This is a genomic window from Pseudoalteromonas sp. TP27 (assembly GCF_056470645.1).
Window position 1 is genome coordinate 118,376 of sequence record NZ_JARDAK010000013.1, and the last position, 13,808, is coordinate 132,183.

At 38.6% G+C, this 13,808-nt stretch carries 11 protein-coding genes and 1 pseudogene; 11 read left to right on the forward strand and 1 reads right to left on the reverse strand.

The window, feature by feature from the left end:
- Positions 1-743: 743 nt before the first annotated feature.
- From PX700_RS15170 to PX700_RS15220, 11 genes are all read left to right on the forward strand, one after another.
- A complete protein-coding gene (locus PX700_RS15170) occupies positions 744-2,999 on the forward strand; it encodes an acyl-CoA dehydrogenase (RefSeq protein WP_479521133.1) in 2,256 nt (751 codons plus the stop codon).
- A gap of 266 nt (positions 3,000-3,265) precedes the next feature.
- Positions 3,266-4,204, forward strand: coding sequence for an IS30 family transposase (locus tag PX700_RS15175; protein WP_479521134.1), 939 nt, complete (start codon positions 3,266-3,268; stop codon positions 4,202-4,204).
- 249 nt (positions 4,205-4,453) lie between these two features.
- Entirely contained in the window at positions 4,454-4,924 is a 471-nt protein-coding gene (locus PX700_RS15180; RefSeq protein ID WP_479521135.1) for a DUF6795 domain-containing protein, read from the forward strand.
- 26 nt (positions 4,925-4,950) lie between these two features.
- Positions 4,951-6,105, forward strand: a complete 1,155-nt coding sequence (locus tag PX700_RS15185) for a lipase family protein (RefSeq protein ID WP_479521136.1) — start codon at positions 4,951-4,953, stop codon at positions 6,103-6,105.
- A gap of 255 nt (positions 6,106-6,360) precedes the next feature.
- A complete protein-coding gene (locus tag PX700_RS15190; protein ID WP_479521137.1) occupies positions 6,361-7,194 on the forward strand; it encodes a tyrosine-type recombinase/integrase in 834 nt (277 codons plus the stop codon).
- The gene (locus PX700_RS15195) at positions 7,191-8,282 is read left to right on the forward strand and encodes an IS91 family transposase (protein WP_479521138.1); all 1,092 of its coding nucleotides are present in this window, start codon (positions 7,191-7,193) and stop codon (positions 8,280-8,282) included. The genes PX700_RS15190 and PX700_RS15195 overlap by 4 nt, the downstream gene beginning before the upstream one ends.
- A gap of 349 nt (positions 8,283-8,631) precedes the next feature.
- On the forward strand, positions 8,632-9,774 hold the full coding sequence (locus tag PX700_RS15200) for a DUF3800 domain-containing protein (protein WP_479521139.1): 1,143 nt from the start codon (positions 8,632-8,634) through the stop codon (positions 9,772-9,774).
- 213 nt (positions 9,775-9,987) lie between these two features.
- Entirely contained in the window at positions 9,988-11,556 is a 1,569-nt protein-coding gene (locus tag PX700_RS15205) for a transposase (RefSeq protein WP_479521140.1), read from the forward strand.
- A gap of 189 nt (positions 11,557-11,745) precedes the next feature.
- Complete coding sequence (locus PX700_RS15210) at positions 11,746-12,462, forward strand: hypothetical protein (protein WP_479521141.1); 717 nt, start codon at positions 11,746-11,748, stop codon at positions 12,460-12,462.
- 161 nt (positions 12,463-12,623) lie between these two features.
- Positions 12,624-12,941 (forward strand): hypothetical protein, encoded by a 318-nt coding sequence (locus PX700_RS15215; protein WP_479521142.1) that lies wholly within the window; start codon positions 12,624-12,626, stop codon positions 12,939-12,941.
- A 371-nt stretch (positions 12,942-13,312) separates the two neighbouring features.
- The gene (locus tag PX700_RS15220; RefSeq protein ID WP_479521143.1) at positions 13,313-13,549 is read left to right on the forward strand and encodes a hypothetical protein; all 237 of its coding nucleotides are present in this window, start codon (positions 13,313-13,315) and stop codon (positions 13,547-13,549) included.
- Positions 13,550-13,677: 128 nt separating this feature from the next.
- Here PX700_RS15220 and PX700_RS15225 read toward each other — a convergent pair.
- Positions 13,678-13,808 (reverse strand): annotated as a pseudogene (locus PX700_RS15225) (IS3 family transposase); the annotation flags it as partial.

The following is a 13,808-nucleotide window of genomic DNA, read 5'->3' on the forward strand; positions in this document are numbered from 1 at the left end:
TAAATAAAAACGCAGCCTATTTGTGCTGCGTTTTTTTATGCCCATCAAAAAATAAATACAGCGCTAGGGTCTGTTGATCTTTCAAGGTTGAATTTGCAGCAGTCTGTTTGGTATTTATACCAATCTGCTTATATACGGGGTCTATTTAACGTTAAAAAAATTACGCTAGAACTAGGCAAAAATTTTTGTATCTAGTTGTTCTAAATAAAAAATTTTTAACGACGTTATAGTGCAATTTAATTCGTTAAATTGATCAAAGATTTATGCAGGTTGGTATTAGGCAAGGCAGAGCCAATGTAGTGTGGTTATTCCCCATAAATGGGCGATAACGTAGCATTAATTCCAAACAGGCGCTGCCCAAAAGGTTCTTCCTAGGGGCTATTTACTCTTTGTTGCCTGCATAGATGTAGGTAAGGGGCGTGAGCAGGACGCGGAAGCTTTGCTCGGTTTTTACTTAGCCCACTAGGTTACAAACCTCGCGCCGCGATTAAATAGTCCCTAGTTTGAACAAATTTTAATCCGCAAAAATCAACAGACCCTAGAGCTTTTGCTGTTTTATTCATCATTTTAGTTAAAATACTTTTTTTCAGCGTACAACTGTAAGCCTTTGTGTTTCAACAGTTTACGTTCAGGTAAAGAAAATAAATTGAAAAAACTGTTAATTAATTGAATAGAGCAATTGATCTAAACGATTTTTTATGACGTAATGTAGGTATTATTTAGCTGGTCGGATGAGTTCAATCATGAGTTTACGTACAAAATTAAAAAAAGTATTACCAAGTATATCTATCACTGAACAAGAAGCGTTGGACGCGGGTGATGTATGGCTTGAAGGTTCTATCTACCAAGGTAAGCCTGATTTCAGCGCACTTCGCGACGTACCTGCTGCTACATTAAGCACAGACGAGCAAGCATTCTTAGACGGTCCAGTAAAAGAACTACTGGGCATGATTGACGATTCAGTGATTCAAAATGGCATTCATTTACCAAATGACATCTTAGAGTTTTTGAAAAAAGAGCGTTTTTTCTCGCTTATCATTCCTAAGTCGTTTGGTGGTTTAGAGTTTAGCCCTTATGCAAACTCTACCATTGTTGGCACAATTGCGACTAAAAGCTCAGCAGTTGCGGTAACCGTAATGGTTCCTAACTCGTTAGGCCCAGGTGAGTTATTACTTCACTTTGGTACGCAAGAACAACAAGCACATTACTTACCACGCCTAGCAAATGGTACAGACATTCCATGTTTTGCATTAACAAGCCCAGAAGCGGGTTCTGATGCTGGTGGCATTCCAGACATTGGTACAGTTACTAAAGGCATGTATAACGGCGAAGAAGTACTTGGCCTTGAGATCACATGGGACAAACGCTACATAACGCTTGCACCTATTGCTACCGTACTTGGTTTAGCCTTTAAAGTAATGGACCCTAATGGTTTATTAGGTGGCAAAGAAAGCTTAGGTATTACCTGTGCACTTATTCCAAAAGAGCACCCAGGTGTAGAGCTTGGTAACCGCCACGACCCAATGGGTATTCGTTTTTACAACGGTACTACACGCGGTAACAAAGTATTTGTACCAATGGACTTTGTTATTGGTGGTCAGAAAAACATCGGCCGTGGTTGGCAAATGCTGGTTAGCTGTTTAGGTGCTGGCCGTGGTATTTCATTACCTGCGCTAGGTGTTAGTACAGCACAAGTTGCATTTAAATCAGCATCTGAATACGCAGCAGTGCGTGAACAGTTTGGTTTAGCCATTGGCCAGTTTGAAGGTATTCAAGAGAAACTAGCTGACATTGCAGGTAAAACATACCTACAAGAAGCAATGCGCGTACTTACAACTGAAGGTTTAGGCATGGGCTTAAAACCATCAGTAGTAACCGCAATCGCTAAATACCACATGACAGAGCTTGGTCGCGACGTACTCGATTCAGCAATGGATATTCAAGCGGGTAAAGCGATTCAAAACGGTCCACAAAATACATTAGCAAGTGGTTATGTTGCTCAGCCGATTGCCATTACGGTAGAAGGCGCGAACATTCTTACTCGTAACCTAATGATATTTGGTCAAGGTGTTATGCGTTGTCACCCATATTTACAATCTATGGTTGAGTCTATTCACAGCGAAGACAAAGGCGCAGATAAAGAATTTAACGGCATTTTGCGTAAAACAATTGGTTACAGCACAGCAAACAGCTTACGTGCTTTCCGCTTAGGTGTTTTACCATTTACAGCAAGCGCAAACTCTGAATTACCAGAAGTACGTGACTACGAAAAAGCAGTACATAAACTATCTGCAAAACTTGCAGTGTACGCAGACTTCTCGTTACTTGTACTTGGCGGTAAGTTAAAACAAGCAGAAATGCTATCGGCACGTTTAGGCGATGTAATGAGCTTCTTATATGCAGCTATGGCATCAATTAAATATTACGAGCAAAAAGTATCAAGTAGTGACCGTGAGCAAGCAGCGCCGTATTTCCATTACGCGACGCGTTTTGCACTACAAAGTGCTGAAGAAGCATTGCATAAGTTTTTAGATAACTTCCCTGCAAGTGGTACACGTAAGTTTATTCGTTTCATTACAATGAACTACTCAACTAAAATGCCAAAAATTAGCGATGATTTAATCCGCGAACTAGCTAAGCAAGCTCAGCTAGATACCGCATTTAAAGCGCAAATCACGCATTTAGTTAAACCAGTAGAGGGCGATGGCCATCATATTAATGAGCAAGCTTACAAAGCTAAAATGGCATCACTTGGCGAGCTGGCTAAAGTTAAAAAAGCACTACGTGCTAAAGTAATTAAACCAGGTATACGCTTTAACATCACGCTTGATAACGCACTAGCGGCAAACGTAATCACGCAAGCTGAGCACGTTCAGTTAATTGATTACAACATCAAACGTGAAAAAGCGATTCGTGTAGATGAGTTCGATTTTGATATGAACATACTAGACGATAACGCACAGCCGATTAATCCGCTTAAAAGCGTAGTTAATCAGTAAGCTAAAGTAATAAAATTCAATGATGCAAAGCGCCCGCAGTATCGGCGCTTTTATTGTTGAGTAAAAAATTAGTGTGGAGCCCCGCTTGTGTAAAAACAAGCGGGGCTTTTTTGTGTGTGCAATATTAAGACTGGGGCAATGACAGCTAATTTGATGGTGCCAGATTCAAGGTCGAAGTGCACCACCTCTACTAAACTATAAGTTCAGGAGGTGTGCCATGGGTACCCAATATTCACATTTATCTAACTTTGAACGTTGCCGTTTATTTGAGTGGTATCATTACCAAAAAATCAATACGTGAGGTGAGCCGATTACTAAATCGTTCACATAGCACCATTAGCCGAGAGTTAAAGCGTAATAAATATGATTATTACGTACCAACTTATTACCCTCATCCAGCTCAAATGTATTACGAAGTAAGGATAAGGGAGAGAGCTAAGCGAGTTAAACTTAAGTCTGTTGAAGCTCAACGATATGTGACTGATAAGCTCAAGCTTGGGTGGAGTCCTGAGATCATAGCTGGGCGAATAAAATTTGATAAAACCTTACCCAGCGTATCTCACGAGGCCATTTATCAATATATATACAAGAATGAACCATCACTTATTGTATATTTAGCTAGGCAACATAAAAAACGTAAGAAAAAATATCCAACCCGTAAAACGAAAACAGTTTGGGGTGAAAGATGTAGTATTTTAGACAGACCAGATGACATTAATCTCAGAAAAAACGTTGGGCATTGGGAAAGTGACTCTGTTGAATCTAGCGACAGAAAATGTGCGCTGAATGTGTTACTTGAACGAGTTTCTAGAGTGTGTCATATCACCAAATTACCATCTAAAAAAGCTCTAGCGACATCGAATGCAATATGTAAAAAACTATCTCTTTATCCACCGAGTTCTTGTTTATCGATAACTTATGACAATGGCTCTGAAAATACAGAGTTTAAAAAAGTAGAAGCCATTTTGAAAAATAAATCTTATTTTTGTGAGCCTTATCACAGCTGGGAAAAAGGTGCTGTAGAGCAAATAAATGGGTTAATTAGAAGGTATTACCCGAAGAAAACAAACTTTAGCAAAGTAAGCCATCAGCAATTAAAAAAAGTAGAGGAACAACTAAATAATCGGCCTAGAAAATGTTTAGGATTTAAAACACCAAATGAAGTCTATAATGAATTAGGTGGTGCACTTCCAATTAGAATCTAGGGGTCGGTTTGCTTGTTCAATTAGAGTGACTGTCTAGTTTAGTTTCTCTTAATTGAATTTGGCTGTTGGAGTTATTCTATAGTCTCGTTAGTTTCCTGCGTATATTTTAACCTTCGCCCACCAATTAAATTTTTGAACACCCTGTACTTTATATAGGTAATAAATTAAGTTAGGTTATATTTATTAAATTAATTATTATCTAAACTAATTGTAATGGAAGTTACATTTTTTAACTGTAAGGAGGTTTATGTGTTTGGTTTTTTCAAGAAATATGATGCTCATTTATGCTCTGTAGTGTCAGGGAAAATATTAGATAATGGTGAACCATTGGTGGGCGTTAAGGTTGAGCGCGAACTTATGTACATTGATGAAAAGAAAAGAATCGATAGTACCTTAACCGATAAGAATGGCTGTTTTACTTTACCTGTTGTTAATATTAGATCTAAAGCACCCGGATGGGCGTTCTGTGAGCAATTTACTAAGCAATTTATTTGGATTAATTTGAAAAGTAAATATCATGTTTTATGGAATGCCTCTTTATCCAGTGTAGAACCTATTCCAGCTTACGATAGAAAGCTATCTCAATTAAATGCCGACTTATCAAGCGAGCAAGTAGCATTTACTTTTACAAATAAAGACTCTCCTCATGTCCCTCATTGTGCCCGTAGCATTTGTCGTTGGGACACTGATTTTGAAATATTACATATCATTGAAGATTAATTTAAAAAATAAAAGGAATTTATAATATGCGTGATTTAACCCCTAAAATTGCAGTAATACTTGCTAATGCGGCTTATCAAATAAAAGATAAAGCTCCTAATGGAAGTTACGATACCCCTGCATTAGATTTGTTATCAAAAGATTTCGATTTTGATCTTTCCAATAATATAGTGCTAGGCACAAGTGGCTCCTTAATGGAGCATATTTTTAAACATAAAACAGGTTTTGCTGTAATAGGTACAGGTAAAAAAAGTGGTGATTATAACGGCCATACTGTTATTGCGCTTCGCGGTACAGCGAATAAGCGTGATGTCGTTACAGACATGCATTGTGGCTTAAGTACCAGTGCAAATAACTTACCTGCCCATGCAGGTTTTAACAAAACCTTTAATTCCATTAAGCCTGCACTTGAAGGGTACTTTACAAAAAACAGTTCAGGTCCCGTGCATTGTGTTGGGCATAGCTTAGGGGGTGCATTAGCCCACTTAACCGCTAATTGGTTGCACAGCAAACAAAATGGTCGACCAATTAGTTTGTATACTTTTGGCGCACCTCGTGTTGGTTATGCCGGCTTTGCCGACAAAACGAGTAATAGCTTACATCGCGTTTTTCGCTGTACACATTCAGCAGACCCTATACCCTTGGTTCCTTTTTGGCCTTTTGTTCATACCGAAGGTGAATATACATTAAATGCAGCACCTAACATCAATGCGCAAGCGCATAGAATGGCAGGCAATAGCCCAGGGTATATAAATACTGCCAGCGGCTTTAAAAGCTTTGCAGCAGTAAATAAACGAAGTGAACATTGGCATAAAGAGCAAGTACGCTTGGATTATGAAAAACGCCACCAAGCGAGTTTTACCTCAAAATGGGCACATCGATTAGGCGCAGCATTAATTACTTTATTAAAAGATACGGGTTTATTGTATGAAGTCCAACACATGATAACGGGTAGTTTAACCTTTTACGATAAAGTGGCTTTGTTGTTAACCAAGATAGCTCACATGCCAGGTAACTTTGCGGAGCAACAAAAAGGGATGTTAGGGCATATGTTAGTATTCGCAGGTAAGCCAGGGGTTGTTATCACAGATTTGTCATATAAATTCATTCGTTGGGTTTTATCAGTCACTCTTGAGAAAGTTGCTCAAGTTGCTGGTAGTGCAATTAGTATGCTTAAATAAAGACACGCAAGGTATCTAAAATAATCAAAAGGCAACTAACAAGATAATTGGACTCCCAACGTCTACACTGAAGTAGAAATTATTTTTCGGGGTTCAATTATGAATAAGTTAAGTAATTAAGAGGACATACATTGCTCATAAAAAGAGGAAAGTATCCTCTGATAAAGCTGTTGAACTAAGCCGCTACGCGGAGATCCTATTCTGACCATTTGAGCCACACTTACCTTGGGGTTATCCCATATTTGGAGGTAAGTCATGAATACACTCATTGAACAAGTCAAAACTGAAATAGCCTACCGTGGTTATTCACAAAGTACCTGTAAAAGTTACTGCGAGCATTTACTTAAACTCAGCCATTATTTTAATAAACCACTCGATTTAATTACTGATGATGAGCTGAATATCTTTTTTAAAGATCCCGCCATTCGCAAGCTCTCCAGAGCGAGTCAAAAAATACAAATAAACAGCATTTGGTTTCTGTTTAAGAATATTTTACATCGCCCACTGAACTTAGACATAGCCTTGCCTAAAGCGAAACCTCGGGCACCTACTTATTTATCGCGTGATGATATTCGACGACTTATAGAAAGTTGCACGGATATGCGCTTAAAAACATTGATAATGGTGTGTTATGGATGTGGTTTGCGTATTGGCGAACTGCTGCGCATCAAAGTGCAAGACATCGATGGACAGCGTAAAACCATTTTAATTGAACATGGTAAAGGAGATAAGTCACGCTATGTTGTTGTATCAAATAGCGTGCTAAATCAATTACGTTGTTATTGGAAAATGTATCACCCAACGGGCTGGATGTTTTATTCACGATGGTTAATGGATAAACCCATGTCACCCTCAAGCTTCAGAAAGGCATTGAAAAAACATGCACAAATGTGTGGTTTAAAGCACTGTAATCCACATGTATTACGCCATGCTTATGCAACACATCAACTTGAGTTAGGGATGCCGCTTCATCAACTTCAACATCAGCTTGGTCACAGTGACATTAGAACCACGCAAAGTTACTTACACTGGTTACCTGAATTAGGGCATGGTGGCATTGATTTACTCGCAAGTTGGGGTGAACAATGAGCGGCTTGCACCTCGCTGATATTTTAAACTCACATCTTGAGAATTATCGGCAGCACCACATAATGAGCTATCAGCAGTTACGAGTCTGCCAACATCTTCAATCATGCAGAACAGGTCAGCTCGGTTATCAAGCATGGCAATGTGATAACTGTAGTGAAGTACAACAAATTGGATGTAGCTGTCGAGATCGGCATTGCCCACGTTGCCAAGGTATGGCAACGGCTAAATGGGTGCAAAGACAACAAGAGGATTTACTATCGTGTCGCTATTTCCACCTTGTTTTTACGCTCCGGCATGAGTTGAATATCATTGCACACTATAGCCCAAGCGTGCTGTATCACTGTTTATTTAAAGCCACATGGCAAACGCTGAGTAAATTTGCGAAACGAAAAGGGCATGGTCAGTTAGGTATGACAAGCGTACTGCATACGTGGGGGCAAAATTTAAGTCAGCATATTCACCTGCATTGCTTGATACCCGCAGGTGCGCTTAATAAAGCGCAATGGCATGAAATAGAAAAAGGTTATTTATACCCCGTTAAAGCATTATCAACGGTCTTTAGAGGTAAAATGCTCGCGGCGCTCAATGAATGCGATAGTTCATTCGCGAAGGTAAGCACACCAACCAAATGGTGCGTGTATAGCAAAGCCTGTTTAACGTACAGTGAAAAGCTAGTTAGTTACCTTGCTCGTTATACCCGAAAAGGCGTGATGTCAGAATCGCGATTAGTGTCAGCGACTGAAGAAACAATGAGCTTTAAATACCGCGATTATGCAGATAACAACCGCGATAAAGTCATGACACTGAGTTGTGACGAATTTTTACGGCGTTACTTACAACATGTATTGCCGAAAGGGTTTATGCGTATTCGCCACTATGGATTTTTAGCCAATGCATGTCGTAAACAAAAGTTAGCGTTAATAAAGGCTCAAGTATCAGCAACCCCATGCAAAGCGGTGAAGCCGAAGGTAGAGCAAGAACGATTAATGCCCCATTGGCCTTGCCAGTCATGCAAGACGGGTACCTTACGATTTATTGGTGTGATGAATTTAGATGAGGCGACAAATAAAATAGCGCGAACGAGTTAGCAGCCTTGCTTGCTGCATCAAATCAATAAGTTAACCTGCTTAATTGCTCAGGCTAATAGCGACTGTGCGAGCGAAAAACATCCTTGCTTAACGGTTAAATATTCGGTTTAATGAATAGATAATAAATGCTGAGCAATGCAGGGAAAGCTTAAATTATAATAGGTAAGCTTATTAAATTAGCTGATTTAGCTAAAGCCTCTAAAAAGCAAATTCCCATAGCATAAACAACACCAACTCTGACACACCGAGCAGGTAGCGCCTCAGTCCAACAAGCGATTATGCAACACAAACTGCGTGTCGCATAAATACTAAAGTGTTATGTCTCTCATTAGACGAAGGAGTTGTCAAAATGGTATCAAAAGCCAATGTGTATTTCGATGAATCAGGCTTTACAGGAAATAATTTGCTACATAAGCAACAAAAGTATTTTTGTTACGCTTCCGTTGTTAGCGATGATGAAGAATCTGAAGCTCTAGTTAAGCATATAATACAAAAATACAGAATTCAAAATGGTGAAATAAAAGGAGGTAATTTAGTTAAAGGACGAAAAGGACGTAGGGCTATTGATGAAATTATGCAGTCTTTAAAAGGGCGAATTAAAGTTTCGATATCAGATAAAAAATATGCGTTGGCAGGTAAGTTTTTTGAATATATTTTTGAACCCGCTTTACAAAATAATAATATAATTTTCTACAATGCAAATTTTCATAAATTTGTAAGCACCATTTTGTACCTAGAGTTAATATCACGTGGCTCAATGGCTGAGGAAATATTTGAAGACTTTGAAGGGTTAATGCGTCGAGGTGATTTTGGCGGTTTAAAAGCTCTTTTTTCTTCTTCTAAGGATCCAAATATATCCTCAATACTTGAGTCTATTTTTGATTTTGCTTTATTGAACAAGAAAAGTGTTGTTGAAGAGCTTGAAGGCTATGCTGGTGAAGGTGCTGGAAAGTGGACTCTTGATTTAACTAATACAGCATTAGTAAGTCTTCTTGCACAGTGGGGACTTGAGTATGATGAGTTAACGGCTTATTGCGATAACTCTAAACCTTTAGATGAAGACCAAGATATTTTCAATGCTATGGTTGGAAATACCCAAAAGCATTTCAGTAGCATTGCTGGACAAGATTTACCCATAACATTTAATTTATCAGAACCCTTAAACCTTGTTGATTCGAAAGTAGTTTTCGGTGTACAACTAGCTGATGCTGTAGCTGCTGCATTTGTTTATGCTACGGATAGCGAGAACCAAGATGAATATGCATTGAAATGGCGAGCCATGGTTAAAGATGTTGTAATTTATGGAAGTGTTTTTCCTGATTTTGATCATGTAGACCTTAGTCGACTCGAAGTACAACGCAATTTAGTAATACTTCAAGAGTTGGTCGATCGGAGTAAAAATAAGCAATGCTTACTTGAAGGGATGAGTAGCTTCATGAGTTTTATTTCACAGCAACTTATTGAAAATCCTATGTTTGAAACCGAGACATAACAAGGGTTTTCAAGACGGACAAATTACAGTTGGCTTTTTGTTCGTGCCTCACTTATTTTAGCCAACTCCAATTTGCCGCTTAAAACGGCGTTGAGGCTGTAGAATTACTCTTTTTAGGAACGTATCCAACTATTCTTGGTTGGTTGCTTTTTAACCTTGAATCCAACTGTTCGCTGTGATCTAATAGTTATTATTCACCCACGGTAAACTGTTATGGCTAACTACAAGCCTGACTTATCCTGTCAAAATAAATTCATTCCTATCAATTTCGCTGAGCAAATTTTGCCTGGCACATTTGAATATGCCCTTTGTTATATCGTCGAAAATAAACTCGATTTATCGGGATTTGACGCGTGGTATAACAACGATAAAACAGGCGCGGCGGCGTATCCGCCTTCGGTAATGCTAAAGATTATTTTACTGGGCTATGCACATGGCTTTATCAGTAGTCGCCGAATTGCTAAAGCGTGTGAGACGAACATTTTATTTATGAGTGTGTCGGGTGATATCCAGCCGCATTACACATCTATAGCGGGCTTTGTGGCTAAAATGCATGAGCAGATTGAACCACTTTTTACGCAAGTATTGATGATATGTGATGAGGAAGGCTTGATAGGTCGCAACATGTTTGCCATTGATGGGTGTAAATTAAAGTCCAATGCGAGTAAAGAGTGGAGCGGCACATTCGATGAGTTAGGTCGAAAAAAAGCAAAACTAGAACGCGCAAGCAAACGTATTATTGAACGCCACCAATCACAAGATGGACTGAGTGAAGAGTTGATAACTCAGGATTTAAAACAAAAAGAGAAGCTGGATAAAAGTGCAGATAAAATCACCGAGTTCTTAGCCACTCACAAAGAAAAAACAGGCAGTAAAGGCAAGCCAGTTAAAAGTAATATCACCGACCCCGACAGCGCGAAAATGACGACCTCAAAAGGGACAATTCAAGGCTACAACGGCATCGCGATTAATGACGATAAACACCAAATCATCCTGCAAGCACAAGCATGGGGTTCAGTGGGCGAACAACAAACTCTGCAGCCAGCCGTTACACAATTAAAACAGCAACTCGCTAAACTCAATACAGAAAAAATGGCAGATAAACACACCATTAAATTCACCGCAGACAGCGGGTTTAACAGCGAAGTGAACCTTGAATATATGGCGAAAAGTGGGTTCGATACCTACATTGCGGATAATCAGTTTAGAAAACGAAATCCGCTGTTTAAAGACAGCGAAACATACGAAACAGAGCAAGAAAAGCGCCGACTAAAACGCAGTAAAGGCAAGCCACGGTTATTTACCTCAGACGATTTTCATTATGATGAAGCAACTCAAACCTGCCGCTGCCCCGCAGGCAATGATATGTGGCGAAGTGGGGTTAATGTAAAAAGTCATAACCAGCAATACACGCGATTCTGTGGTTACTTAAAAGACTGTAAAACCTGCCCGCTACAGCAGCAATGCATGCGAAAACCACCGATAGACAGGGGACGACAAGTTCAGTTTATAAATAATGAATCACGCAAAAAGCTGAGCTATGTAGACAAAATGAAAGTAAAAATAGACAGCCCAATCGGACGACGACAATACAGTAAGCGATTAGGCTGTATTGAACCCGTGTTCGGCAATATTACCGTCAACAAGGGCATGAATAAATTGACCTTACGGGGTCAAACGAAAGTTAATACGCAATGGCAACTGTATTGCCTTGTTCATAATATAGAAAAACTGCAAAACACGATGCCATTAAGAAGGGGAAGCCCTTTTAACCTCAAATAAGCCACTCAGACACCTGTAATCCCTTCCAAAACGCCAATTTAAACAACACCAAACACTTCTTTATATGCTGCGTAAAAATACAGTAATCGATTGAACCAAAATAGGAACTCAGCTATGGTTTGTTTATCAATAAAAACAAATAAAAAACGAGTTAATCTACAGGCTCGTTAGATTTACAGGAGTATAAAGTTGCATAGAGCATTACATCCACAACACCCTAATCCAACCTATAAGAATCAATTGATAGATTGTGCGGGATTTAAGGAGTTAGCTACTCAACTTGGCTTTGAAGACATGAACCTTTCGCCTAGTGCTCACTGTCCCGTTTGCAATAGAGATATGAAAGTAAAAGCTGGGCATACAAAAGCTAACGCACATTTTTACCATAACGATAGCCTATTTTGTCCTACAAAAGATCCCGCAGCACGCCCATATATTGGACTTAGCCCAACTAGACCAAATCCCCAAGTAGTTGCACAAAATCGAAACTTTGCGGACTTGAATATGGATAAGCTTTGGGCTAGAACAAAAGATATAGTTCCCTTATTGGACTTCAAGGAATTTATAGTGCTACTAGAAGTTGCAAGTCGACTAAATGTATACGGCTATGCCAATTTAACACCAGAATATTTACCATATGTATACGTAACACTATTAAATTTCTTACCAAGTAAAAGCTATAAGAAAAGGAGAAAATTGAAATTTTGTTTCTTCTATGAAGAAAGTGTGAAATCGTACGATGGCTTGTGGATTAATGCTGGTCAATTTTCTAGGTTAACTAGAATCTCATATGATAAGACGAAAACTAAAGCTGTAAGGATAATTGATACCACTACAAGTTACCTAAATACTAATGCTAACTTGCTGTCAGAAGCCCAGTTGGCTTGGTGCAGGCGTGTAATGTAAATCTAACAAGCTGTTAAATAAGGACAAAAAACAGTTTGCTGTTTTCGTTCCTCAACATTTTAGCAAACCATTTTTTGCCCATTAACAGGGCGTTATATTTTAAGGATAAAAAATTGAGTCTTGGAAGGTGGGATGATGCAATACTCAAAAGCCTCTTATTTGTGGGAATAGGTATTGCTGTCTGGGCTTTATTTGCTGGTTTAGCACCATCATCAGTAAACGATCTTTTAGGGTTAGTTGTTACATTTTTATTATATTTAGGTGTTTATCTACTTATTTCTATTGTTGGGTGGTTAGTAATTGGATTTCCACTTCATTTTTTAATAAGCAAATACACAAATCGCTCTTATTTATATTATGCTGCTTTACCAATGGCGTTTGTTCTTCCGTCCTTGTTTTATAAAGGTTCATTATTGCTTGGTCTCGCGGCATTATCTCAAGCTTTAATATTTCGTTTTTACGTTTATAAAAAAATATAACAAACGCATCAAAACTGACTCAGCAAGCAGGCCGGTTTTTTGCAAAACACACGGCGCAAAAAAGCGTCCAACTTGCTCCGCTGTTTATGCGGGCGTTATATTCACAAGGAGTTGTCATCAAGAAAAAGATTAAACTAGACACCCATCCTAAATTTTGCGCTTTTAGAAGGCCAACATTTTGTTTGTTCAATTAGAGTGGCTGTCTAGTTTATCTGTTTTAGTCTAGTTTATCTGTTTTATATGTTACGTAAAAATACAGTAATCGATTGAACCAAAATAGGAACTCAGCTATGGTTTGTTTATCAATAAAAACAAACAAAAAACGAGTTAATTTGCAGGCTCGCTAGGTGTTTCTCAGGTTTGGAGTTTAAATGGGATTTAAGTTTTGGTTCGTTAGAGCATTAAAAGTATTTCTTGGAGTAGCTGCTTTACTTTTTATAGTTGAGTTGCTTAAACAGCATTCAGTCCAAGAAGCATTAATTTTTGCTTGTATTTGGTCTTCAATCACAACAGCAATATTTATATGTTCAAGGCTTTATCAATCACGTAAAGGTGTAGAGTGTGCTTTGTGCAATGACATTCCAAACAAAAGTGATAAAAACACCTAACAAGATAATTGGACTCCCAACCTCTACACTGAAGTAGAAATTATTTTTCGGAGTTCAATTATGAATAAGTTAAGAATTGGTGCTGATTTAGCTCATAAATTAACAATTAGAGTGGCTGTCTGTAGTGGTCAATAAAATTTGGCCACAGTTTTAGAATCTTTGTATCTAACCTCAGATTCATTTGGCGCTAAACCGGCATTATAATGATGCGGCCTAACGTTATTGTAATATCCGTTGATATAATCACTAACGCTATATT